The following is a 24,885-nucleotide window of genomic DNA, read 5'->3' as shown; positions in this document are numbered from 1 at the left end:
TAATGGAAATACAAGATAATATATGGAAAGAGTTATAATAGATATGGATGAGGTGATAGCAGATCCTATGGGCGCAATGATAACGTGGTATAATAAAGAATACGGATTGCCGGTTGAATACAGCAAAATGAAAGGATCGTGGTTATTAGGATTTCCTGAAGAACACCAAAAGCTCATACGCGAACGCTTATATGAACCGGGCTTTTTCAGAGACCTGCCCGTTATGAAAGATAGTGTTGATGTTTTAAAAGAAATGAATAAACGGTACGAGATCTTTATAGTATCGGCTGCTATGGAGTTTCCTAATTCATTAAAAGATAAGTACGACTGGTTAATGGAACACTTTCCTTTCTTTACCTGGAAGCAGCTGGTATTGAGTGGTGAAAAGCGCATGGTGTTCGGCGATCATATGATTGACGATCATGTACGCCACCTGCAACATTTTAATGGAAGAAAACATCTGTTTACCGCTGCGCATAATAAAGATGAAACTGGTTACGAACGTTTAAACAACTGGGAAGAAGCCGCAAGTGTATTCTTAAAATAAACGTTTTACATACTTACAGGAAGGGTGGCTGCAAAGCTGCCCTTTTTTATGTATGCCTATAAAAACAATAGCCGGCAATTACTCATCGCCGGCTACTGAGGATACTGGGATTTACCAGAAGAAGTTAAAAAGACCAATAAGCAAGTGCAGGAAGTGATTAATAAAATCTTTGTGTTTCAGGGTACTTAATAAATAGGGAACGGATCAGGTTTTGACTCAACCGGATATATGGATTTTACTAATTTCCCTGCAGCTTATTGGTTTATAAGTTGTGGTAGCAAAGAGCTTTGTTGCAGTTGCCGTTACCGGCAGCTGATTTATCTAATAATCACCTGGCCATTCTCTATCCGCTCATCTTCACTGAACACTTCGAACAGGTAATTGCCTTTTTCAATATTGTCTATAACAGTAGTTTGCCTGCCTTTGATATTTGCCTGTTTTATTAAATTGCCTTCAACATCAAACAGGAACAGCTGATAAACTTTTTCCTCAGATCCACGCACACTAAAGAAAAGAACATCTTGCTCCACGCCGGGATACAATTTAATTCTATGCTTTTTACTGGTAATTTGCTTTTGTACCAGGATAGTATCTGATGAACTTGCAGGTATTGATAATGGACAACCGGTAGAAGCATTGGCCGCTACTGCTGCAAACAATATTGAAATTGTTAGCAGCGCGGGCAAAGTACGGATGTAAGAATGCTTTTTTACGGTTTCAATCGGGTTCATGGGTTCACATTGGTTACCCGCCGCAGGCGGGCCAAAGTTTTCAAAAAGGGTACGGATCAACAATATCTTGAATACGGAATTGTAGCACTTAGAATCTTACCGGGCAACGGGTTGAGCTGTAATCGCTACCACCACGGCCTAATCTGAAACCTAATTTTATGTTCAATGAAAAGTATGCATCATTGTTAGTAGAGGTACCTCTTTTATTGCCCTCTACATAAGGCGCTGTAACGGTGCCGCTCTTGTTTGCCATTCTTATAGCAAGATCTGCTTGTGAATTACTCATGTATTTGTAGAAGATACCGTTCGGAACATAGGTAGTACTTACGTCGTCGATATAATCGGTATTGGTAGTTCGGTGTAATAATTCCATGCTAAGATTTACGCTTTCACTGAGGAAGTATTTAACACCGGCGCCCAACGAGTAGTTAAAGGCTGTTAATTTATATTCTTTGCGGCCAGGATATTCCGGAGTGCCCTGTCCTTCGGTGCGCAAAGGCTTCAGGTCAACCCATTCTTTAGTCAGGGGATCGGTACCTTGTGGGTTAAAGTGGAAAATACCAATACCACCCACAACATAAGGTCTCAATCTTCTGGCTACATCTGTTGGGTCGCCTTCAAGAAATACGGTTGGATAAACTTCTGCCAGTAACAGGCCTTCGGTTATGCGCGAGCGAACGTCTGAGTTACGGTTTTTGCGGGCTTCTTCAAGACCACCCTTGCCTTTAATTAAGGCATCGTCACCTGCCAGCGTTCCTCTGTTCAATGCTAACCTGAAACCTAACCACTCATTTGGCTGATAGGCAAGATAAGCACCAAAAATAAACTTGGTTGATGGGAAGTTGTTGTCTTTAATAAACTTGGTACCTCTTCCTGCGTTACCCCCAAGGTCACTCAGAAGGTTGGTGGGTCCAAGGCTAATGCCTGCCTCCCATACGGAGGAACTTTCGGTTTGTGCGAAGGAAGATATGCAGCTACCTGCACTAACTAGTAACAACAAGCTACATCTCCTTACAGAGTGTAAAAATTGTTTCATGAGAATATCAGATTTAGTTTTCAGACGGTCAGAGAATTCTGGCGCTAAAATAATACGCGCCAGGCACACATACAATAAACGCAGAATTGTTTGTTTCTTGTGTGCAGCTTTTAAAAAATATCAAAATTAATGTTCGGATATAGTGTTTTTACTTACAAAATGGTAAAAACATCTTAATATGCTGAATTCCATCTTCCAAATAGATGTCGCTACACTGTTGAAATCCCAATGATGTGTAGAATTTACGGAGGTAAAATTGCGCACCGATAGTGATCGTAGATTCCCCTAACAGGTTGTATGTTGTACGAATAGAGTAATTCATTAGTAGTTTTCCTATACCGGTTTGCCTTACTTTCGGCGAAGTAACCACCCGGCCAATAGATGGTTCTTCATAGGCAATTCCCGCAGGAACAATTCTGGTGTAACCTGCTAACAGTTTCGTTTGCCAGCACATTACATGTATGGATACCTGATCTTTATCATCTGCATCGAGAAAAACACAATTTTGTTCAACTACAAACACCTCGCTTCGCAATTGCAGAATGGCATACAGCTCATATGGTGTTAGCTCATTAAAAGGTTTGTGTATGAATGTTATATCGTTCACCCGTATTTGTAGTTGGTTATATTAATAAGTAGTAAGTGTAATATAGTAATGCGTTTAATACCCATACTTGTCTTTCCACATGCCTTTCAGGAATTTTCTTAGTTCTTCTTCCCGGGCATTTTTGCCGGGGTTAAAGAATTTGCGACCGGTTAATGGCGGCGGCAAATATTCCTGGCTTCCCGAACTGCCTTCATAGTCGTGCGAGTATTTATATCCTTTGCCGTAATCGAGTTTTTTCATAAGGCCGGTAGGGGCATTGCGAATGTGCAGGGGTACCGGCAGGTCGCCATGTTGGCGTACGGCAGCAATGGCATCATTAATAGCTATATACGAAGCATTGCTTTTGGGTGAGGTGGCCAGGTAAATGGCGCATTGCGATAATATTATGCGTGCTTCGGGATAACCTATTTTATTAACGGCATCAAATGTAGCATTGGCCATTACCAGGGCAGTGGGGTTGGCGTTGCCTATATCTTCACTGGCCAGTATAAGCATACGGCGGGCAATAAATTTTACATCTTCGCCGCCTTCTATCATTCTGGCCAACCAGTATACGGCGCCGTTGGGATCGCTGCCGCGCATACTTTTTATAAATGCCGATATGATATCATAATGTTGTTCACCGCTTTTATCATACAGGGCAATTCGTTGCTGGGCAATTTCCATTACCGCATCATCAGTAATTATTGCTGTATCGCCCATAGTATCTACTACCAGCTCAAACAGGTTTAATAATTTACGGGCATCGCCGCCTGAAATTGTAATAAGGGCCGTTGTTTCTTTTAACTCAATATGTTTATGTTGCAGCCCCGCATCGGTGGCTATGGCGTGTTGTAATAATTTTACCAGGTTTTCTTCCTGTAACGGTCGCAATACATAAACCTGGCAGCGGCTAAGCAGGGCGCTGTTCACTTCAAAGGAAGGATTTTCGGTGGTGGCGCCAATTAATGTAACAACGCCTTTTTCTACTGCACCCAACAGCGCATCCTGTTGTCCTTTATTAAAGCGGTGGATTTCGTCTATAAATAATATGGCCCGTTCTTTTTCTTTCGCCTCGGCAATTACTTCACGCACTTCTTTTACGCCAGCACTTATAGCGCTGAGCGTATAAAAGGGAACCTGTAATGTATGGGCAATAATATTGGCAATAGTAGTTTTTCCGGTACCGGGCGGACCCCATAAGATCATTGAGGGCACTTTGCCCTGTTCAATGGCTGTACGCAAAATGCTTCCTTTACCGGTAAGGTGTTCCTGACCTGTAAGCTCATCTAATGTCGTAGGGCGTAACCGTTCTGCAAGTGGTGTTGCTTCCATAATTTGTGGGAAGAAAAATGCAGCTCAAGTTAGTGAAATTTTGCCTGATGGATATTTGATGATCGGGGCACGTTCGCCCGCAGGAGTAGTGTTATGGCTTTTGGTCAAACTGGTTGTACCAGCTGTTAAGGGTGTTTTCGTGAATGAACCGGCGTAATTTGAACATACCGCCCAGGGTTAAAAGATGTATTATGAAAATGATCCACGACATAAGCAGGAACGCGGTCATTGTATACCAGGCGGTGCTTTTTGCAATTGCGGGGTCAAAAACAAAACGCACCATCCACCAGTTGTTTACCACCCGCGCAAAAAGGAAGGCAATAAGAATAAAGTTAACCAGGTATAACAGGTTGAACATTCGTTTTTGTTTAGCCGTTAATGGCTGATCGGGATAGTTGTAGTTTAATATTGAAAGGCCGTGATAAACGAATAAGAAAACCATGGTATATGCAGCAGTGTTTACCAAATAAAGCAGGGTGTTTTCCCGGGTAAATAACTGGCCAAACGATTTAACGCCCAGGAAAGCTACCAGTATCAATTGTACAATGCACAACACCCTGAATACTTTCCAAAATGTGGTAAACTCTTTCATTGGCTAAAATTAGCATTTTAAATAAAACTGGCTTCCAGTTGCAAACGTGCGTTCTCCTGTACGATCTTAATTAATCGAAAGCTGCCAATGATCTGTATCGCGGTGGTAATGCATAAAACTGCGGTAAGGATGAACGTCATAAGCAATTCGGCTTCTTTTTCTTCCTTAACCTTATGATTGGGATAGGAGACTAGAGTAACGAAGCAGATCAAAAATATAAAGGAGCATAGAATACATAGAATGATATTCCATACTCTTAACGACTTTCCTATTGCTTTGTGGGGATAATAGTTGCGGTAGATATGTATAAGAAGCAGATTATGAGTTACCGGAATACCGAACAGTAGCAGTGAAAAGATCGCAAATGCCATCACATATGCTGTCTGGCTTTTCAGGTCGCCCGACATGGTGAAAAAATAAAACGCAGTACAGGTCAATATACCAACGATCGCATTTATTCTCAGATATAAGAATTTCTTCATAAAACAAAAGGCCCCAACATAATCGTGGGGCCTTTAAAATAGGTCAAAATATATTCTATTGCAAATTCAGCTTTATCTGTAATTCGTCGAATTGTTTTTGATCGATGGCGCTGGGGGCATCGAGCATTACATCGCGGCCGCTGTTGTTTTTTGGGAAGGCAATAAAGTCGCGAATGCTTTCGCTGCCGCCCAATATTGCACACAAGCGGTCGAAGCCAAAGGCAATACCACCGTGTGGAGGAGCGCCGTATTCAAAAGCGCCCAGCAGGAAACCGAATTTATGCAGGGCTTCTTCTTCGCTCATACCCAGGGCGGCAAACATTTTCTCCTGCAGGTCGCGCTGGAAGATACGGATAGAGCCGCCGCCAATTTCGTTTCCGTTCAGTACCATATCGTAGGCGTTTGCCTTGATGTTGGCGTATGGGTGTTTCAGGTATTCGGCCGCTTTTTCAATCACCGGGTTGTTCTTGATCATCACTTCAATATGATCGGGTTTGGGTGAAGTGAAGGGGTGGTGGCGTGCTACCCAACGGTTGTCGTCTTCGGCATATTCAAACAGCGGAAAGTCGAGCACCCACAGTAATTTAAATTCATCTTTTTTGCGCAGGCCAAGGCGTTCGCCCATTTCAAGACGCAGTTCGCTCATGGCTTTGCGTGTTCTTTCTTCTGCACCGGCCAGTATAAGCACCAGGTCGCCGGCTTTGGCGCCAGCTGCATCGGCAATGGCTTTCAGTTTATCTTCGGTAAAGAATTTATCTACGCTGCTTTTGTAAGTACCATCGGCATTACATTTTATGAACACCAGGCCCTGCATACCTATTTGCGGGCGTTTTACCCACTCCGTAAGTTCGTCGGTTTGTTTGCGGGCATATTCTGCACAACCGGGTACGGCAATAGCCACTACGGTTTCTGCATCGTTAAATACCTTAAAATCGGCGCCGGCAATCAGTTCACCATTTGCCTGCAGTTTCCCGTCTTTGGTAAAGGCCGATTTTATATTCAGCAATTGCATGCCAAAGCGAATGTCGGGTTTGTCGTTACCATACTGCCACATGGCTTCTTCCCAGCTCATGCGTTGTACTTTTTCGGTAACCTCAAGGCCTTTCACCGCTTTGAAGATATGTTTAACCATGCCTTCGAACATGTTCAGGATGTCTTCCTGCTCAACGAAGGCCATTTCACAGTCAATTTGTGTGAACTCAGGCTGGCGGTCGGCGCGGAGGTCCTCATCGCGGAAGCATTTTACCACCTGGTAGTACCGGTCGTACCCGCTCACCATCAACAATTGTTTAAAGGTTTGCGGGCTTTGTGGTAATGCATAGAACTGGCCCGGGTTCATACGGGAAGGCACTACGAAATCGCGGGCGCCTTCGGGCGTTGATTTTATAAGGAAGGGCGTTTCAATATCCATGAAATTGTTCTCGTGCAGGTAATTGCGGGCTGCACGATTTACGGCATAACGCAATTCGAGGTTCTTCTTAACCGCATTCCGGCGCAGATCGAGATACCGGAATTTCATGCGCAGGTCATCACCACCGTCGGTATCGTCCTGAATGGTGAATGGCGGGGTTACCGATTTATTAAGAATTACAAACGAGGCTATTTTGATCTCAATATCGCCGGTGGGGATATTGGGATTTTTATTGCTGCGCTCACTAACCACACCTGTAGCCTGTAGTACAAATTCGCGACCCAGAGGCTGTTTATCGAGCAGGTCATTCAATTCTTCACCCAATAACAGCTGGGTAATGCCGTAACGGTCTCTGAGGTCAATGAAGGTAATACTGCCAAATTTTCTAATCCTTTGCACCCAGCCGGCAAGCGTTACCTGCTGCCCGGTTTGTGCCATCCGTAATTCTCCACAGGTATGAGTTCTGTACATTCCTTTATATTTTAAATAATCTGATAAACTAAGTTAAAATCTCAAGATCCAAAATACAAGAACCAAAAAAGCACCAAAACTCAAGATCCAAATAAAAAATACAAAATGAAAAATACCTTGGGTCCTGCGATTTGTGATTTGGAATTTCCCCGCGCGCTGAAGCGCGGGGCGGCAAAGGTAATTCAAAACGGGTATGCTTTCAAAGCGGGTAACCGCCTATGCACATTTTCCCAGGGTATTGATTATCAATTTGAGGCAAAATATGCATTTTTTTTGCCATTTGGGCGCCGGGCAGGTATACAGCTTTTGGCTTTTTGTTAGATGATTTTTTTTTATTTTTCTGGCCAGATGTTATTGTTTTGCAACGTCTAATAGGGAAAAAAGAAGAAATAGAGAACAGACCGGTAACAAAAACAGTAGCTCAATTACCAATATCATACAATGGAATCCGGAATCATCTTTTTACTGATTGTAGTGGTTATAGGCGGTTTCGCCTTTGCTAAATACCTGCGCGATAAATACCTTGCGCAACGGGTTAAGGAAATGTACGATAGCAAGCATACTGCTTACGATGCTATTTTACAGCAATATATTCCCTATTACCGTAATCTCGATGCTGTTCAGAAAGAGCGTTTTCTAAAACGCGCCCTCATATTTAAGGCTACCAAACATTTTGAATTTGTTGAAATGCAGGAGGAAGAGCATATGTCGCTGCTCATTAGCGCCGCTGCTGTACAGCTCACTTTTGGATTAAAGCATTTTCTTATGGAACATTTTCATAAAATATATGTTATGAAAAGGGCCTATCATTTCGGGCTTATGAATGTGCCTTTTCAGGGGCATGTTAGTGAAGATGGAATTTACCTGTCGTGGAATAATTTTTTGAATTCTTTTGCCAATTATACCGATGGGGATAATGTTGGGTTACACGAAATGGCACACGCACTGGCCTATGTTAATTTTCCTGAACATGAGCATGATGGTGAAGATGAAGTATTCCAGTACCGCTGGTATAAGACATTTACGAAAATCGGACATAACGTTTTTGATCGCATGCAGGCAGGAGAAATGACCATGCTGGGAAGTTATGCCGCTACCAACTACCAGGAGTTTTGGGCAGTTTGTGTGGAGAACTTTTTTGAACGGCCAACTGCATTCAAAATACAACTACCTGAATTATACGATGCTATATGCAAGTTGTTGAACCAGGACATGTTAAAGCCCGGAATTTTTTTGGAAGCCGTTATAGATGATTACAGCCAGTATTAACGGAAATATAATTTTACACTTAGGCACTTTCTTTTTTAAAATTTTCTTTATAGTATTGTACCCAGATACAACTCTCATTTGATCACCACCCTTTAATTGCCATATCTCCCCCAGGATCCCTGAAAGCCGAACAGATCCATCTTCTCTATTAGAAAACCACAATGTACCTGTTGATCTGATCCCCTTCCTAATCATTAAATCAGCGCATTATGGAAGTTTCGATCATTTTTCTGGTGGTCTTCGTCATTATTGTATTGCAGGGGCCTTTGTTAAAGTGCTATAATTTCCTGTACGAAAAAAGGCAGTACAAACTATTTCTTGGCCAGGAAACTGTTTATCATGCAATTGTTTCACAGCACCTGAAATACTATAACCGGCTGAACCAGGAGAACCAGCACAAATTCCTGTTCAGGACTTACCTCTTTAAGAAAGCTAAAAAATTCCATTACATAGAAGTGGAAGAAAGCGCCGACATGCCCATTCTTATTAGTGCCACGGCTGTGCAGTTAACGCTGGGACTCGATAAGTACCAGTTCAATTTCTTTAGAGATATCTATGTGTTGAAACACGATTATCATTATGGTTTTTACTCACGCCCATTTGAAGGGCATGTTGACCACAGCGGCATTTATTTATCGTGGGATAAGTTTATGAAAGGCCTGCGGGGCGATACGCCCAATTGTAACATGGGGTTACATGAAATGGGACATGCCCTTGCTTATGTAAACTTTATTTCCCAAACAGAGGAAGACAAACATTTCAAAAAGGAATGGACTAATTTCTCAAAAGTGGCCCGCCCTATTTTTGAAAGCATGCGCCAGGGTGCAAAGAATTTACTCGATGATTATGCCGGTACCAATTACCAGGAGTTTTGGGCAGTAAGTGTAGAAGTATTCTTCGAAAATCCGGTACGCATGCGCCACGAAATGCCTGAATTGTATTCGGCTATGACCACATTATTACGCCAGGACCCAATTACAATTGCAAACATTAGAAAGCTGGCTGCCTAACGCACTATTTACCTTTTTAGCCTAAATATGAGTATTGTGTTTTCCTGTGCCGGGGTTGCAACCGGCACTTTTTTATTTTTAAGGATTAGTATAGTGTTGCGGGTTAGCTGCAGTAGCTTCCAGGACTGCTTCTTTCTTTTTTTGTAAGGGAGCGTAAATAAGATAATAGTAGAGTAGCACTAACAATCCCAGGCCGAAAGGAATCAGGCAGAAAGGTTTTACTGTTTCATCTACCCCCATAAATTCAGAGATCATCCACATGGAGTTGGCGAAGATCCATAACGCGATGGCGATGTTATGCGTAAGCTCGGCAACAATGTGGCGGGTGCGCCAGGCTATAAATATGGCAATGGCCAGGGTAGGAAAGATCATGGCAATTCCCAGCGCCTTAAAGATCATACACCAGCAAATGTCTTTGATAAGCCAAAACAGGATATGCAAATTTTCCATCTTCCTGAACTTGGCTGGTATTACATACAGATCTTTTGATTCCTGACCCACAGTAGTGTTGAGATTTAGGGTGCAAATTTAAATTTATTTCGATAATACACGCTTAAATCGCTGAACATCGGCTTCGGGCAGTAATGGGCTTTGATGCTGAATATGTTGTACCAATTGGGGGGCAAAAAACGGCGCCAGCGAGCAACCTTTGGTACCCATACCATTGAAAATACCTATGGCTGGTTGTGTTGGGTGAAACCCAATGAACGGGCGCCGTTCAAGGGTGGCCGGGCGTACCGCTGCGGTATGTTCAAGCAGGCGAATGGGCGCTTTTATCCATTGCTTAAGAGTAGCCAGGGTCCTTTCGCGAAACAGATCGGTAGGGGCGTCGCTGGTAAACTCCCATTCGTAAGAGGAGCCTACCCAAAAAATATTATCGCGCCAGGGTACCCAGTTGATCCCTTTTTTAAAGATGTTATTGGTGGGCATATCGTTCGCTTCTATCAGCAACACTTCGCCTTTATTGGGTGCAAAAGGCAGGTTGCTGAACCAGGGATTGCTGAATGAAGAAATGCCATCACAGAATATAATACGTTGTGCGGTGATGTCTTTATACTGTACTTTATGGGGCTGCACCTGCAGCTGCGTATGATCGAATTTTTCCTGAATCAAATTATTACCTGCTGCCAATGACTGTCGGTAAGCTTGTAACAGCCCTTGCAGGTTTACCAAATAACAGGGGGTAATAACGCCATACCCAAAATCGTAATTGAAGTAATTGCTCCAGGCGTGGTCATTGGTACCAAGCGATAAATATTGCGTGTCTTCGGCATAGCGTTTTTCAAAGGCCAGCTTCATTTGCGGCGTTGGAAAAAGATCGATGATATCTTTTTGCTCAATGGCGGTTATCTGCAACTGATTGCCCAGGCTGGTATACTGTTGCCAGGCAAAAGGCATCACCTCATCAATCATCCAGGTTTTTACAATTCGCCGGCCGGTAACGGGGTTTATAATACCAGCCGCCACTTTTGATGCGGTGCCGGCGTTATTATCATCGATAACCAGAAAGGAATAACCAGCTTTTTGTAACTCCCAGCTTAGGAATGTTCCGCAAATACCCTGGCCAATAAGTAAAATATCAACATGCATACTGCAAAAGTAAGGCGGTGGAAATTAATTGAAGGAGACTTTGGTCGGGCAGGAAGTATTTTGCAATAAAGTTGCTGGTACCAGTTACCGGTTACTGGTTGCCGGGAAAAATCTCAATTACAAATGAGAATTTACACAGATTTAGTAGAGGGAAATGGGACTATCTTGGCCCCGAACGAATAGTCATGAAAAACAAAGGGTGCCCTGGAATTGAACCGGGACACCTTCTTTGTTTTATACTTAGAATTCTATTAATCTACTTTCACATTCACGCCTTCGCTATGGCTGGTAAATTCAGGAGCATACATACATTGAATAGTAGTAATGCCGTTGCTGAAAGTACCGGTATGCGTTACAAACAGGGGATACTCAAACACGTACGTGCCTTTGGGTAACTGGCCAAAGAAGAAGTTGGTGCTTGCATCTTTAGTTGATTCATAATAACCAAGGCCGCCCTGCCATTTATATGAGCTTATCACGTTCACCGGTTCCATACAGGCAGCGCGCATATCTTTCATGTGTACATATTCCATGCTGCGGTCAACACGAAGTTCAATACGCACTTTCACTTTGTCGCCTACTTTAATAGCATCGCCTTCATTGATGGGTTGTAAAACCGGACCGCGATCGGTATTCTTTTCAATGAATAACTTCTTGGTCAGTTGCAATGGCGTAGCTGCCGGTGTTATTTTATCGAGGTTTTCGAAGTATTGCCAGTAAACTGCGCCCCAACTTGCACCTGCATTGGCTTCTTTATTGGGCGAAGAAACAGTAACTTTTATGTTACCCATTTCTGGCTTCACTTGTTTTTCATCGAACACTTTTTTGAAATAACCGGTGCCGGCTTCCTGTTGCTGATCTTTGCTGCTGATGGCTGTATTGCCCAGGTTAATGGTTACTTCAGGTGTATTCACCAACAGATCGGTACCCTGTAACAACAAGGCATAACAGGCATCGGCCGTTGCTTTGGTGGTTTTCCAGTCCTGGGTTTGCTTTTGTTTCAGCAACCATAATTTCATATCATTCACAGCTGTAATGTCGGCTGTTACTTCGCTAAAGGTCTCGATCATTAACGCCTGGCTTTCAATAGGGCTTTGGTACCAGTAATAACCAGCGGTAAAATCTTTCCAGTACATACCCATTTCTTCATTTGTAAGGGCATTTTCTTTTAATGACTTTACAATGTTCTTAGCCGTTTGCACATCACCGGTGCGGTGTAATGATAAGGCGATCATGCCCTGCATATAGCGGCTTTGTTTTAACCAGGCCTTTTGCGATTGGGTGCGGTAATAGGTATAGGCTTTCAATACACCACCAGGTACACCACTTTCGGGGAAGAAGCTGCGCATATACAGGTATTGAATATGCAGCGGGCTTATATAGTCGTCCTGTGGCAGTTTGGTTTTGTGTTTCAGCATTTCCTTATAGTCTTCGTTCATACGGGCATCGAGGTAAGGAAGTGCTTTACTGATGATTGCATCCAGTACATCGTTCTTTGGTAATGCCTTTAATTTTTTCAGGTGGCCAATACCGGTTAAAATGTATTGGGTAATATAACGATCATCGGGACCGCCTTTGAACCATACAAAACCACCATTGCTGCTTTGCAGCTCCTGTAGTTTGTGAATCCATTTATTAAGCTCACCGCTCATGCGTACCAGATCGAACAACAGGGCAATGTTCTTTTTCTGTTGGGCTTCATTTTTAGCCTGTAATACCCAGGGTGTTTCCTGTAACAGCACTGACTTCAGTTCTTCGTTCTTTTGCAGGTTGCTTAACAGGGCAGCAGAATCAACATTTTTCCAACGCTCAAAGATCTCTTTGATCTTTGGTGAAGCATTGGCAATAGTGCTGGCCAGTGCATTGGCATAATAGCGATTGAATATTTGTTCGGCGCATTCGTACGGGTACTCCATTAAGTAGGGTAATGCCTGTACCGCATACCAGGCCGGGTTGCTTGTATATTCAACAGTAAGCGAATGGTTGTTCAGCGTTTCGCTGCTGCCGCTTTTCACCAGCTTTTCAAACGTAAAGTTTTTGGTGGTGTTACCACGTACAGGCAGCGGTAAACTTTCAGTTACCAGCATACGGTTGCTCACTACAGGCAGCATGGCTTCTTCGCCATCGCTGATAGCGCCGGCTTTGGCAACAATTCTATAAATAAGCGGTTTGTTATACTGGTAAGGAATTTCAATGCTGAAGGTAACGGGAACGCTTTGTTTGGCCGCAACGGTAAAGTACTGGTTGGGCATTACGTTCTTGAACCAGCCATCAACGGATTGGTTATTGGTAGCATCTATCAATTGCAATTGTACCTGGCCGGTAATTTCTTTATCGGTAAGGTTGGCAATTTTAGCGCTGAAGTTCATGCGATCGCCTTCGCGTAAAAAACGTGGGGCATTGGGTTGAACCATCAGGTCTTTTTGCGTTACAATGGTTTTTTCATTGTAACCCAGCGACAGGTCCTTGGTATGGGCCAGGCTCATCCATTTCCATTGCGTTACCGCTTCGGGCATAGTGAACGAAAATTCAATATTGCCATCGGCATCGGTATGCAGGTGGGGGAAGAAAAAGGCCGTTTCATTGAAGTTCTTGCGAATTTGTACGCCACCTTCATTGCCTTTGGCTGCATCTTCTACCGGTTCTTTTATTGGTTCATAGGCCAAAGGTGCTTTGTCATCGGCTGCTGCTTCTTCCTTCGCAACAGAAGCGCTCACCATTTTTTTTGCAGCTTCAGGTGCAGCCGCGGCAAGAGCTACTTCTCTTCTGCCTGCCCCTATACGAATGCCCCTTTCGTTACCATAAGCTATTGAAATTCCCAGCGCATCGTAAGTTTTATTTACATCAATATAGGTATCAGCATTATTGTATTTCTCTTGCGATTGTACTGTTCCAAAACAATACATGTCGCTCCAGGTTCCGTCTGCTGAAAAATGAGGCCACAGATTGGGTTTATGCCAAAAATGTTTTTTAAACTGATCGAGCGAGGCATCGTACATAGCGGTAACCATTTCGGCGGCCACCTTATCGCCTTTCAATCCGCTTATTTTCACTTTCCATTTCTCTTCGCTGCCGGGCAGGGCTTTATCGCGATAGGTTTCGTAAGCAATGCTCAGCTCTTTGTTATCATAAGGAACATCGAACTGCAGATAATCAGTGTATGAGCGGTTGTGTTTTATAAAGGCAATGGTAATACCAAAGCCACCGCGGTCGGTGTCGGTAACCGGTATTTCAAATGAACGGCTGTTTTTATTCAGCGTGATAAAGCTTCTGTTCTTACCGTCTTTTTTACTAACCTCGTGCAGCACAAAAACATTATCCAGCGTAGTGTTTACCTGGTAAGTAGCTTTTTCGCCTGGTGTTACAGTTGTTTTACCGCTCTCAACATCGCCCGATGCTACAGAGCTTATAATAGACTGGTTGTACAGTTGTACATACTTTATGTCTTTCACTTCTTCGCCATATTTGTCTTTTGTAATGGCTTCAATAACATACCAGCCGGGAGCTAAAGGAGAATGGTTGATGGTGAAAGGTTTGCCGTCGGCTATTGTATCAGTTCTTTCAGCTACCTTTTCTGCTTTCTCCCATTTTGCGGGTTGGTTCTCATCTTTATACTCATCGTATGGGAACAGGCTGTAGTATTCAGCTTGTGTAAAAATAAACTGATCGGGCTGGGGCCAGTTGCGTTTTCTGTAAACACGGTCGGGTGTTTTCAGTTTATGTATTGAAACGGTAACTGTTGTTTTTTCAAACAGGTCGTTCAGGTTGGTGCAGCTGATGCTAATGCGGTTCAAACTGTCTGTATGCAGTTTGTCGGGCCCTTGCAAATTCAGCTTCAAGGCCTGGTAAGCCACTGCCACATCGGTATTGCCGCTTCGGGTTTCACCGGCTACATCAGTAACATCTGCATATACCTTGTAGTAGAAAGTAGGTTGATCTTTTTTAGCTACTTTATTATCGGGTATTGCTTTGAACTGAATATGGAATTCACCTTTGGCGTCTGTTGTTAATTCGCCGTGGGCTATTTCCATTTCCTGCTGGCCATAAGGCGGCCATATCATTTTACCCCACCTGCCATACCATAAAGGCATGATGGTCTCCCGTACAACGCGGTATTTTACTTTGGCGCCATCGATCACATTACCGGCATAAGCTTTTGCTGTACCATTTACGGTAATGTTCTCATTTAACTTATAGGTGCCTGTGGGTTTGTTAAGTTCAACCAGAAATTTGGGGCGTTTGTATTCTTCAACCGAAATATTGAAGCTGCTGCCTGCTTCATTATCGTGAATGGAGAATGCGCCATTCAGCACATTGGTTGGCAGGGTAAACTTTCCCGAATAGGCACCAAATTCATTAGTGGTAACAGGTATTGAACCAACCTGCTGACCGTTAGGATCGTTTAAGGTTATAGTGGTTGCAAAATTGGGAAGAATAGTGTTCTCGCGCGTTTTTGAATTATAGCTTAGCAATATACCCTTAAAGTATACGGTTTGTCCCGGCCGGTAAATAGAGCGGTCGGTAAACAGGTGGGCCACCTTCGTCATTTTTTCTTCCGCTTCGGTACCCGCCCACGTGTAATTATACATGTAATCTTCCAGCATCAGACGATCATTGCCGGTAGTTATTTCAAGTTTATAATTACGGTCGGAACGGTCTGCAAAATTGCTAAGTGTAATAAGTCCGTTGTCGTTGGTAACACCGCTTTGCCCTTTGGTATCGGTATACTTACGAACATTGTAATCGTAGGTATGGGTCCATACCTGTACTTTGGCATTGGCCAGTGGGCTGCCGGTTTCGCGGTTTACAACAAAGTATTCGGAACCTTTGTTGATGTAAGCAATGTTCGAAACATAAAACTGTTGTACAGCCAATTGGTTTTTGGGTATAGAAAAATCAGCGTCAACGCTGGCAACCAATGCATATTCGCCAACAGGCAATGCATCGATCTTTAATTCTACAGCATGCTTTTGATAATCGCGGGTATCGGGCAGGGTTGTACGGAATGAATTTACGGCAGGTAATTTTAGGAGTTTTTTCCAGTATTCATCATCCCAGGTGTTGTTGCCTAATGACTCCCTTGTTTTAGCATCCAATTTTACCACTCGAATACTTAGTTGGGTAAAATTGCGCCAGCTTAGTAATGTGCGAAAGGCCTGGCCGGGCACGTTTACTCTTTCTGTTTGCAGGTTTAGCTCCCGGCGGGTGATCTCACGTACGAGGTTCTGACAATTGAGTTTTCCTTCGCTGCTGTCTTTTTGAACGATCACTTTATCGCAAATGCTCATTGCTTTTAAATAGTCATCGCGGTTGGTATCGCCATGTTCCGGATTGTATTGAGCGCCCTGGGTAACATGCCATTGGGCAAGTAAATACCAGGCCTGGGTAGCCGCGGGAATAAATTGATATTTGTTACCAACCTGCTCAAGCGCTTTTATATACAAGGCTTCTTTGTTTTCCATTACAGCATTGCTGTATACATACTCTATTCTTGCCAGGTCAACATCAATAAAAGCATCGGGTTTTGTATCAGCTGCATGAAATTGCAACAGGCGTTGGTACAGTTGCAGGGCTTTGAATTGCAGTGACAGGCTGTCGGTTGTTGTGAACTTATGGCCCATGAATTCTTTGGCATCGGCAAATGCTATTTCATCATCGATCTCAAAAGCATCTGCCGCTTTTTTAATGTTGCGTTCATTGTTCTTGAAATAATCAAGTGCGCGGTGCGCCAACAGATCGAACAGGGTAGGGCGTAAGTGACGAACATTCCCTTTTATGATTATGGGGTCAAAGGGTTCAAGTTTGGTTTGTTGTAGTAATTTTTCGTTGCTAAGTGAAGCGAGATATAATTCCCCTATTTTTTTATGAAAATCTTCGGTGCTCCAGGTAGCCAGGTCATCTTTTTGAAAGTTGATGGTTTGAGTGCGGTTATATAACTGCCAGCGGTGTTGCTGGAACCAGGTCCAGTATTTTTGGGCGGTTACATTTTGTAAAACGGCTTTTACGGGATCTTTTGAGGCGGTAATTTCTGTTTCCAGTTGCAGAATGCTTTTTTTAACGGCCTCTTCTTCTTTGTACTGCTGTAATTCGGCACGGTATAACAGGGCTTTTATTACCTGTGCATCGTTGCCTTCTTTTTTAGCCTGTGAATAAATGTTATTAACGGCGGTAAGGGCCGATTCGGTAAGTCCGGCTTTTTGAATAAAGCTATCTACCTGTTTCCATTCTTTCTCGTACATTTTCATCTTTTGTTGCGCGTTTGCTACCAAAATAAGCATGGTTGAACAAACAAGCGATAAAATTCTCTTAATAATCATTACGCCAAGTTTTATACAATTTATTAATCCGGGTCTCTGGGTAGAAGATTGACTTCCAATTACTATAAACCGATGCAAGATGCCAATTATTTACACACACTAAAAAGTTAAAGTACCGGGGAACGGGCGTTAGGGCAAACGGGCAAAGCGTGCGGGGTATATTATATATATTAATAATAAATATAAATTTTATTCTATGAATTATGCAACGTAAATACCCGGGTTTTCGTTCTATATGGATCAAGGCACAATATGACCCTTTGTGCCCGAAAAACACCCAACATGAAAAAAACGTTTATCCAAACCCTTTTTATCGTACTGGCCTTTGTGGCGCGGGCTCACGCTGGTAATAGTGATGGCATTTTAAGCATTACTAATTTAAGCAGTGACGAAATAATGATTGAGATCGATGGCAAAGTTTATACCGATTATAAGGATTACACTACTGCTTTTGTATTGCGCGATCTGCGACCCGGTAATCATTTGATAAAGGTATCGATACTCACCAAAGTATTTCCTTTTAAACGGGTAATGTTATATAACAAGGGCGTGTATGTGAAACCCAGGTTTTTTATAGACATTGTTATTAACCGGTTTGGCCGTGCCATGTACGATGAGGCGCAAATGGCCGATAATCAGTATTATGATGCCCGCAATGACGTAAGGAACAATTACCCCAATAATGGTAATAACGGGGGCTATAACAATGGTAATAATGGTGGATATAACAATGGCAATAATGGTGGTTACAATAATGGCAACAACGGTAACAACAATAATAACTGGCCGCCACGAAATAACAATAACCCTAATAACAACTATCCTAACAATAATTACCCGCCTGCGCCACCGCCGCCACCTCAACCTATGAACGATAACACCTTTGGTGCGTTTATAGAAGCTATCCGCCGCGAAAGTTTTGATGATTCACGCAAGGCTATTGCCAGAACGGGTATCGATCAGAATTGGTTTACTTCGGCACAGGCCAAAACATTGCTGGCAACATTTTCTTTTGAAGCCAGCAAGCTGGAAATTGCCAAGTACATGTATGGTAAAACCCTTGACCCCAAGAATTATTTTATTGTTTATACTGTGTTCAGTTTTAGCAAATCGAAAGAGGAACTGGCTGAATATGTAAGAACATACAAACCATATTAATGCACTCTTTTATAAAAAGAAAAACCTCCCAATGCACCGGGAGGTTTTTTTATGTGTGTATTTATTTGTATCGGGTGTGGGGGGCAGTTGGGAAGGGTGTAAAAGAAAAAAGTGCCACACCTTTAAGGCGTGGCACTTTTATATATAGTAAGTTAAATCTTACTTCTTAAGGATCTTAGCGATAGTAACACCAATATCAGCAGGGCTGCTTACTACAGTGATACCACATTCTTCCATGATCTTCATTTTAGCTGCAGCTGTATCTTCTGCACCGCCAACGATAGCGCCGGCGTGACCCATTCTACGTCCGGGAGGAGCTGTTTGACCGGCAATGAAACCCACTACTGGTTTTTTACCGTTCTCTTTATACCAACGGGCTGCTTCAGCTTCCATGCCACCACCAATTTCACCGATCATTACTACACCTTCAGTTTCCGGATCGTTCATGAACATTTCCAGCGCTTCACGGGTAGTTGTACCAATGATGGGGTCGCCACCGATACCTATAGCTGTAGAAACACCTAAACCGGCTTTAGCAACCTGGTCAGAAGCTTCATAAGTGAGGGTACCTGATTTAGAAACGATACCAATTTTACCTTTTTTGAAAACGAAGCCAGGCATGATACCTACTTTGCATTCACCGGCAGTGATAATACCAGGGCAGTTGGGACCAATAAGGCGTGATTTTGTTCCTTGCAGGTATAATTTGGCTTTAACCATGTCCTGCACTGGAATACCTTCTGTAATACATACTATCAGTTCAACGCCGGCATTGGCAGCTTCCATGATAGCGTCAGCGGCAAAAGCCGGTGGTACAAATATGATTGACACATTAGCCCCGGTTTCACTTACTGCTTCCGCTACGGTATTAAATACCGGCCTGTCTAAGTGCAATGTGCCTCCTTTGTTTGGTGTAACGCCACCTACTACATTAGTACCATATTCTATCATTTGAGTAGCATGAAAGGTACCTTCTGTACCGGTAAAGCCCTGCACCAGGATCTTTGATTGTTTGTTTACTAAAATACTCATCAGCGGAATTTTTAATACCGAATTTATCGGGTGTGCAAAAATAGGGGATAATGGGCTAATTAGCTAATGTGATAATTAGCTAATGTGCTAATGAATACATCTAATTGCGCAAACGTTGCCGGTGATTGGCAAGTAGCTAGTAGTGAGTGGCAAGTGGGCGTGAAACGGGAAACGGCAGTCGGCAATCGTGAATCGGCAATACCTCGCAAAATTCAAGGCTTCGCTAATCGTGAAACGTGAAATAAATACAGCTGCAAGCAAATACAGGGCTTGGAGCCGGAACTGTATTAATTAGCACATTCGCATATTAGCACATTAGCCAATTAATTTATCCATATCCCGGTTATTATCAATTTTACCGGTTTGCTCAAGCATACGCATGTCTTTGGCGTCTTTTAAGAACTCAGAGGCGAAAATGAATTCGTTCAGGCGCTCATTCTTGTTAAAAATGATCTCTTTGTTGCTGCCTTCCCATTCTTTTTTACCCTGGTACATAAAGATGATATGATCGCCGATTTCCATTACGCTGTTCATATCGTGGGTGTTCACCACCGTGGTAATATTATATTCTAAAGTGAGCTCCTGCACCAGTTTATCAATAACCAGCGAGGTTTGCGGATCGAGACCCGAGTTGGGCTCATCAACGAAAAGATACTTGGGGTTTAATACAATGGCGCGTGCAATACCTACGCGTTTTTTCATACCACCACTTAGCTCAGCAGGGAATTTCCTGTTCACATCTTTCAGGCGTACTCTTTCAAGTACCTCGTTCACCCGTTTTAATTTCTGGGCATAGGTGTCCTTGGTGAACATGTTCAGCGGGAACATAATGTTCTGCTCAACAGTTAAACTGTCGAACAACGCCGAACCCTGGAACAGCATGCCTATCTGTTGACGAATTTCTTTTTTCTCTTCGTTGTTCAGTTTATTAAAATCTTTCTCATCATAGCATATTTCGCCCTGGTCGGGAACCATTAACCCCACCATAAGTTTCATAAACACCGTTTTACCACTACCACTGGCGCCGATAATGAGGTTACATTTACCTGCCTGCATGGTAACGCTAACGCCGTTCAATACGGTTCGCTCACCAAATCCTTTCTTTATGTTTTTTACTTCAATCATGGTTTATGAGTTCATGCTACAAATCAAAATTCGCTAAAAGCTTTAACTAGTGCAACAATATTGCGGCCAGCACGTAATCGGCGCCTAAAATACTCACACAACTTACTACCACCGACTTGGTACTAGCCCTGCCAATTTCCAGGGCGCCACCTTCAACATGATAACCATAATAAGCTGGTATACTGGAAATAAGGAAAGAAAACGTATAAGCTTTTACCAGGGCGAAGAACACATTATAAGGCTGAAAATACTGCAGCAAGCCTGTTTCATATTGGGAAGGCGACAAAATACCTGCGGTGGTTGATGCCAGCTGTCCGCCATAAATACCCAATGCGGCCGAAAGTACCACCAGCAGGGGGATTACAATGATCGAAGCCATTATTTTAGGCAATACCAGATAGGCCCTTGTATTGATGCCCATAATTTCCAGTGCATCAATTTGTTCGCTCACCCGCATATTACCCAGCTCACTGGCTATTTTACTGCCTACCACACCTGCCAACACAATACATACCAGGGTAGGGGCAAACTCCAAAATCACCGTATCGCGCACAATTTGGGCTACGGTACTCATGGGAATTACCGGACTAACCAACTGATAGGCTGTTTGCAGGGCAGATACCGCCCCCATGAAAAAAGAAATGATGATTACGATCCCCAGTGAGCCAATACCTATTTCGTTACATTGGTGCATCAGCTCCTTCCAATACATTTTCATGTTCTCTGGTTTCGAAAACATTCCTTTAAGCATCAATAGGTAACGGCCAAATTCGGTAAATAACGTCATGATATATAAGCAATAGTGTAAAAGTACGGCTTAACCCTCAAAACGCAAAAGAGGGGCTTTTTGTTGGGTTAGCTATGAAATAGTTACAGGTTTCAGGTTGCAGGTTACAAGGGGGTATAAATGAATTTTCCCTGTAACCCGAAACCTGTAACCTGCAACTTATATGTCCCGGTCAACCGGATCCGGAACTGTATTTACTTCTTCATTTTACATTTCACATTCAACATTCTTCATTCGGTCCGCCGGGGCGGGCCGGGTTTACTTCTTTTTCCACCAGGGCTTTTTAGCCGATTCCTGGTTTTGGCCGTCGCATTTCAGTTGGGCATCAATAACGGCAATAAGCGCCATGTTATAAATGCTGCGAACCGAACTGCCCAATTGCAGTACGTGCACTGGTTTTTTCAATCCCAGCAAAATGGGGCCAACTGCATCGGCGCCGCCAATCTCTTTCATGAGGTTGTAGGCAATATTACCTGCAGCCAGGTTGGGGAAAATGAGGGTGTTCACTTCCTGATCAACCAACTCGCTGAACGGATAGTTCTCACGAAGAATATCCTGACGGAAAGCGATACTCGCCTGCATTTCACCGTCTATAATAATAGAAGGATCTTTTTGCTTAACAATGTCTTTTGCTTTGGCTACCAGCTTGGCTTCAGGTGAATCGCTGCTTCCGAAGTTTGAATAGCTCAGCATGGCAATACGAGGCACCAGGTTAAAGCTGCGTACTTCTTTAGCCGCCAGTAAGGTAATATCGGCCAGTTCTTCTGCTGTTGGGTTGAAGTTCACGGTAGTATCGGCCAGGAACAACGGACCTCTTTTGGTAAGCAGCAGGTACATACCGGCTATCTTCTTAACGCCTTCTTCCATACCAATAACCTGCAATGCGGGACGAATGGCTTCAGCATAGTTGCGGGTAAGACCGCTGATCACAGCATCGGCATCGCCACACTCCACCATCATAGAACCAAAGTAGGTGCGGTCTTTCATCATTTTGCAGGCCTCATACAGGTTCACGCCTTTGCGCTGGCGTTTTTTGAAGAACAGTTCACCGTACTGTTTGCGTTTTTCTTCATACTCATCATCGCGCGGGTCAATGATGGCCATATCATCGAGGTCGATATTGTGCTCTAAAGCCATCTGTCTGATCTTCTTTTCGTCACCTAACAGTATGGGATAGCAGATCTTTTCTTCCGTAGCGATCTGTGCAGCCTTTAAGATCTTAACGTTATCGGCTTCAGCAAAGATCAGTCGTTTAGGATTGCGGCGGGCTTTGGCGCCAAGCACACGCATCAACTGGTTATCTAAACCAAGGCGTTTATCAAGTTCAATTGAATAGGTTTCCCAATCGGTGATCTTCGTTTGTGCAACACCGCTTTCGATGGCTGCTTTGGCAACGGCCGGGGCAACGGTGCTCAACAAACGTGGATCCAGTGGTTTGGGAATAATATAGTTGGGGCCAAACGATAAGTTCTTTTCGTTATAGGCAATGTTAACGATATCGGGCACAGGGCTTTTAGCCAGTTCGGCCAGCGCTTTAACAGCAGCCAGTTTCATGGCTTCGTTGATTTGCGTAGCACGAACGTCGAGGGCGCCACGGAAAATGAATGGAAAGCCCAACACATTATTAACCTGATTAGGATAATCGCTGCGGCCGGTACCCATAATAACATCTTTACGGGCGTTGGTACAGGCTTCGTACGTGATCTCAGGATCGGGGTTGGCCATAGCCAGCACCAGTGGGTTCTTGGCCATGCTCTTTACCATGTCTGGCGTTAATACATTGCCCTTACTAAGACCAATAAATACATCGCAACCATCGAGCGATTGCTCAAGCGTTACGTTCTTGCCTTTAGAAATGAATTCTTTTTTCAGTTCATCGAGGTCGGTGCGGCTTTCGTGAATAAGGCCTTTACTATCGAAAACAAGGATGTTTTCGCGAAGCGCGCCCAGGGCTTCGTATAATTTTATGCAGGCAATGGCGGCGGCGCCGGCGCCATTTACCACGAACTTACATTTCTCAATTTTTTTCTTTTGTATTTCCAGTGCGTTCAGTACCGCGGCAGCGCTAATGATGGCGGTACCGTGCTGATCATCGTGCATCACCGGAATTTTCATTTGCTTTTTCAGCTCCTGCTCAATGTAAAAGCACTCGGGCGCTTTTATATCTTCGAGGTTAATGCCGCCGAAAGTAGGTTCCAGCGCTTTAACTATTTGAACAAACTTCACAGGATCTTTTTCATTGATCTCAATGTCGAATACATCGATATCGGCGAATATTTTGAACAATACGCCTTTACCTTCCATTACAGGTTTCCCGGCTTCGGGGCCAATATCGCCCAAACCAAGAACGGCCGTACCGTTACTGATAACGGCAACAAGATTTCCTTTGGCGGTATATTTATAAACAGACTCCGGGTTTGCGTGAATTTCGAGACAGGGCTCGGCTACACCGGGTGAATAGGCAAGCGACAGGTCGCGTTGAGTTTTTGCTTCTTTGGTTGGGATAACTTCAATCTTACCAGGACGGCCCTTTGCATGATACTCTAAGGCTGATTCCTTTCGCAGTTCTTTTTTCATCTGATATTAATAATTTTATTTTAGCCAGATGGAACTTACCATTCCAAAATTTTCATTGATTTAAATGCGTAATGAAAATTTTGGAATGGACGTTTCATCAGTTATTATTTAATTTTTCACCAGGTACCCCACCACATTTGGGATTGAACTGGGCTTACCATGAACACATTTTCAATCAATTAGATATGAATTAATAGCGCACATGGGGCAATTCACGGAATTTAGTTAAGAACAATTGGCGCGCAATTTACGGCAAAACGGGTTACCTGATTGCGGTGGGGAAACATATGTTCGTTCGGTTGTATATAAAGTGTTTATAATGAGGGTGTTTTGTGGTTTTGGGTTCTTAGTTTTAAGTTCTCAGTTTTTAGTTCAGGATGGTTTCCTGTTTTCCTTGCGGGAATCCTCAAAACCTTAAGGGAATTCGCAAAACCTTACGGGAATCCTCAAAACCTTACGGGAGTTTGTAAAACCTTCAGGGAATCCGCAAAACCTTGAAGGAATTCTGTTTTCCTGTCAGGAAATCGCAAAAGCTTTCGGGAATTTGCAAAGCCTTGAAGGAATCCCTAGAACCTTTCGGGAATTCGCAAAACCCTTAAGGAATTCTCTTTTCCTGTCGGGATTCCGCAAAACCCTACAGGTTGTTGTGAGAAAATAGATTGGAGACCTATGTTTTCAGTTTGAATGATGGCTCAAATGATCAAATTGATCATTTGATGGATTGAACGACGGTAAAATTGAATTGAGTGATGGTTCAAAAGATTGAACCGACCAATTCGTAATATTAAATGGCAGGTTAAACGGATTGAACGATGGCTCAGAAGATTGA

18 protein-coding genes are annotated in these 24,885 nt (G+C 43.3%); 4 read left to right on the top strand and 14 right to left on the bottom strand.

Annotated features, from left to right (window positions below; translation table 11 throughout):
* The first annotated feature begins 22 nt into the window (after positions 1 to 22).
* Entirely contained in the window at positions 23 to 547 is a 525-nt protein-coding gene (locus GGD38_RS06870; protein ID WP_375298752.1) for a 5'(3')-deoxyribonucleotidase, read from the top strand.
* A gap of 317 nt (positions 548 to 864) precedes the next feature.
* Here the strand turns inward: GGD38_RS06870 and GGD38_RS06865 are convergent, their stop codons facing one another.
* From GGD38_RS06865 to aspS, 7 genes are all read right to left on the bottom strand, one after another.
* Complete coding sequence (locus GGD38_RS06865) at positions 865 to 1,278, bottom strand: hypothetical protein (protein WP_375298753.1); 414 nt, start codon at positions 1,276 to 1,278, stop codon at positions 865 to 867.
* An 88-nt stretch (positions 1,279 to 1,366) separates the two neighbouring features.
* Positions 1,367 to 2,314 carry an outer membrane beta-barrel protein gene (locus tag GGD38_RS06860; RefSeq protein WP_375298754.1) on the bottom strand — a complete coding sequence of 316 codons (948 nt, stop codon included), beginning with the start codon at positions 2,312 to 2,314 and terminating at the stop codon, positions 1,367 to 1,369.
* A 148-nt stretch (positions 2,315 to 2,462) separates the two neighbouring features.
* Positions 2,463 to 2,921, bottom strand: a complete 459-nt coding sequence (locus GGD38_RS06855) for a GNAT family N-acetyltransferase (protein WP_375298755.1) — start codon at positions 2,919 to 2,921, stop codon at positions 2,463 to 2,465.
* 54 nt (positions 2,922 to 2,975) lie between these two features.
* Complete coding sequence (locus tag GGD38_RS06850; RefSeq protein WP_375298756.1) at positions 2,976 to 4,235, bottom strand: replication-associated recombination protein A; 1,260 nt, start codon at positions 4,233 to 4,235, stop codon at positions 2,976 to 2,978.
* 91 nt (positions 4,236 to 4,326) lie between these two features.
* A complete protein-coding gene (locus tag GGD38_RS06845; RefSeq protein ID WP_375298757.1) occupies positions 4,327 to 4,827 on the bottom strand; it encodes a hypothetical protein in 501 nt (166 codons plus the stop codon).
* A gap of 17 nt (positions 4,828 to 4,844) precedes the next feature.
* Positions 4,845 to 5,309 (bottom strand): hypothetical protein, encoded by a 465-nt coding sequence (locus GGD38_RS06840; protein ID WP_375298758.1) that lies wholly within the window; start codon positions 5,307 to 5,309, stop codon positions 4,845 to 4,847.
* A 55-nt stretch (positions 5,310 to 5,364) separates the two neighbouring features.
* Positions 5,365 to 7,191 carry an aspartate--tRNA ligase gene (aspS, locus tag GGD38_RS06835; RefSeq protein WP_375298759.1) on the bottom strand — a complete coding sequence of 609 codons (1,827 nt, stop codon included), beginning with the start codon at positions 7,189 to 7,191 and terminating at the stop codon, positions 5,365 to 5,367.
* Positions 7,192 to 7,632: 441 nt separating this feature from the next.
* Between aspS and GGD38_RS06830 the strand changes: the two genes are divergently transcribed.
* Together GGD38_RS06830 and GGD38_RS06825 are read left to right on the top strand one after the other, a co-directional pair.
* Entirely contained in the window at positions 7,633 to 8,460 is an 828-nt protein-coding gene (locus GGD38_RS06830; protein ID WP_375298760.1) for a zinc-dependent peptidase, read from the top strand.
* A gap of 209 nt (positions 8,461 to 8,669) precedes the next feature.
* The gene (locus GGD38_RS06825; protein ID WP_375298761.1) at positions 8,670 to 9,470 is read left to right on the top strand and encodes a zinc-dependent peptidase; all 801 of its coding nucleotides are present in this window, start codon (positions 8,670 to 8,672) and stop codon (positions 9,468 to 9,470) included.
* Positions 9,471 to 9,548: 78 nt separating this feature from the next.
* On the opposite strand, the gene GGD38_RS06820 is transcribed toward GGD38_RS06825, so the two are convergent.
* The 3 genes from GGD38_RS06820 to GGD38_RS06810 all read right to left on the bottom strand — a co-directional run bounded on the left by GGD38_RS06820 (position 9,549) and on the right by GGD38_RS06810 (position 17,377).
* Positions 9,549 to 9,971, bottom strand: coding sequence for a hypothetical protein (locus GGD38_RS06820; protein ID WP_375298762.1), 423 nt, complete (start codon positions 9,969 to 9,971; stop codon positions 9,549 to 9,551).
* Between the two features lie 33 nt (positions 9,972 to 10,004).
* Positions 10,005 to 11,060 (bottom strand): NAD(P)/FAD-dependent oxidoreductase, encoded by a 1,056-nt coding sequence (locus GGD38_RS06815; RefSeq protein WP_375298763.1) that lies wholly within the window; start codon positions 11,058 to 11,060, stop codon positions 10,005 to 10,007.
* 251 nt (positions 11,061 to 11,311) lie between these two features.
* Complete coding sequence (locus GGD38_RS06810) at positions 11,312 to 17,377, bottom strand: alpha-2-macroglobulin (RefSeq protein WP_375298764.1); 6,066 nt, start codon at positions 17,375 to 17,377, stop codon at positions 11,312 to 11,314.
* Between the two features lie 282 nt (positions 17,378 to 17,659).
* Here GGD38_RS06810 and GGD38_RS06805 point away from each other — a divergent pair, with 282 nt between their 5' ends.
* Complete coding sequence (locus GGD38_RS06805) at positions 17,660 to 18,535, top strand: DUF4476 domain-containing protein (RefSeq protein WP_375298765.1); 876 nt, start codon at positions 17,660 to 17,662, stop codon at positions 18,533 to 18,535.
* A gap of 159 nt (positions 18,536 to 18,694) precedes the next feature.
* Here the strand turns inward: GGD38_RS06805 and sucD are convergent, their stop codons facing one another.
* The 4 genes from sucD to GGD38_RS06785 all read right to left on the bottom strand — a co-directional run bounded on the left by sucD (position 18,695) and on the right by GGD38_RS06785 (position 24,056).
* A complete protein-coding gene (gene sucD / locus GGD38_RS06800; RefSeq protein WP_375298766.1) occupies positions 18,695 to 19,567 on the bottom strand; it encodes a succinate--CoA ligase subunit alpha in 873 nt (290 codons plus the stop codon).
* A 315-nt stretch (positions 19,568 to 19,882) separates the two neighbouring features.
* Entirely contained in the window at positions 19,883 to 20,692 is an 810-nt protein-coding gene (locus tag GGD38_RS06795) for an ABC transporter ATP-binding protein (RefSeq protein ID WP_375298767.1), read from the bottom strand.
* A gap of 46 nt (positions 20,693 to 20,738) precedes the next feature.
* Positions 20,739 to 21,410 (bottom strand): MlaE family ABC transporter permease, encoded by a 672-nt coding sequence (locus GGD38_RS06790; RefSeq protein ID WP_375298768.1) that lies wholly within the window; start codon positions 21,408 to 21,410, stop codon positions 20,739 to 20,741.
* Between the two features lie 327 nt (positions 21,411 to 21,737).
* Complete coding sequence (locus tag GGD38_RS06785) at positions 21,738 to 24,056, bottom strand: NADP-dependent malic enzyme (protein ID WP_375298769.1); 2,319 nt, start codon at positions 24,054 to 24,056, stop codon at positions 21,738 to 21,740.
* Positions 24,057 to 24,885 lie beyond the last annotated feature (829 nt).

It is taken from the genome of Niastella sp. OAS944 (genome assembly GCA_024809215.1).
Classification (GTDB): domain Bacteria; phylum Bacteroidota; class Bacteroidia; order Chitinophagales; family Chitinophagaceae; genus Niastella.
This window is presented reverse-complemented; position numbering and strand designations above follow the sequence as displayed.

What these genes read in the sequence shown, in the direction of transcription:
- GGD38_RS06870 (WP_375298752.1), top strand. Translation starts at nt 23, where the DNA reads ATGGAAAGAGTTATAATAGATATGGATGAGGTGATAGCAGATCCTATG.
- GGD38_RS06865 (WP_375298753.1), bottom strand. Translation starts at nt 1,278, where the DNA reads ATGAACCCGATTGAAACCGTAAAAAAGCATTCTTACATCCGTACTTTG.
- GGD38_RS06860 (WP_375298754.1), bottom strand. Translation starts at nt 2,314, where the DNA reads ATGAAACAATTTTTACACTCTGTAAGGAGATGTAGCTTGTTGTTACTA.
- GGD38_RS06850 (WP_375298756.1), bottom strand. Translation starts at nt 4,235, where the DNA reads ATGGAAGCAACACCACTTGCAGAACGGTTACGCCCTACGACATTAGAT.
- GGD38_RS06845 (WP_375298757.1), bottom strand. Translation starts at nt 4,827, where the DNA reads ATGAAAGAGTTTACCACATTTTGGAAAGTATTCAGGGTGTTGTGCATT.
- GGD38_RS06840 (WP_375298758.1), bottom strand. Translation starts at nt 5,309, where the DNA reads ATGAAGAAATTCTTATATCTGAGAATAAATGCGATCGTTGGTATATTG.
- aspS (WP_375298759.1), bottom strand. Translation starts at nt 7,191, where the DNA reads ATGTACAGAACTCATACCTGTGGAGAATTACGGATGGCACAAACCGGG.
- GGD38_RS06830 (WP_375298760.1), top strand. Translation starts at nt 7,633, where the DNA reads ATGGAATCCGGAATCATCTTTTTACTGATTGTAGTGGTTATAGGCGGT.
- GGD38_RS06825 (WP_375298761.1), top strand. Translation starts at nt 8,670, where the DNA reads ATGGAAGTTTCGATCATTTTTCTGGTGGTCTTCGTCATTATTGTATTG.
- GGD38_RS06815 (WP_375298763.1), bottom strand. Translation starts at nt 11,060, where the DNA reads ATGCATGTTGATATTTTACTTATTGGCCAGGGTATTTGCGGAACATTC.
- GGD38_RS06810 (WP_375298764.1), bottom strand. Translation starts at nt 17,377, where the DNA reads ATGATTATTAAGAGAATTTTATCGCTTGTTTGTTCAACCATGCTTATT.
- GGD38_RS06805 (WP_375298765.1), top strand. Translation starts at nt 17,660, where the DNA reads ATGAAAAAAACGTTTATCCAAACCCTTTTTATCGTACTGGCCTTTGTG.
- sucD (WP_375298766.1), bottom strand. Translation starts at nt 19,567, where the DNA reads ATGAGTATTTTAGTAAACAAACAATCAAAGATCCTGGTGCAGGGCTTT.
- GGD38_RS06795 (WP_375298767.1), bottom strand. Translation starts at nt 20,692, where the DNA reads ATGATTGAAGTAAAAAACATAAAGAAAGGATTTGGTGAGCGAACCGTA.
- GGD38_RS06790 (WP_375298768.1), bottom strand. Translation starts at nt 21,410, where the DNA reads ATGAAAATGTATTGGAAGGAGCTGATGCACCAATGTAACGAAATAGGT.
- GGD38_RS06785 (WP_375298769.1), bottom strand. Translation starts at nt 24,056, where the DNA reads ATGAAAAAAGAACTGCGAAAGGAATCAGCCTTAGAGTATCATGCAAAG.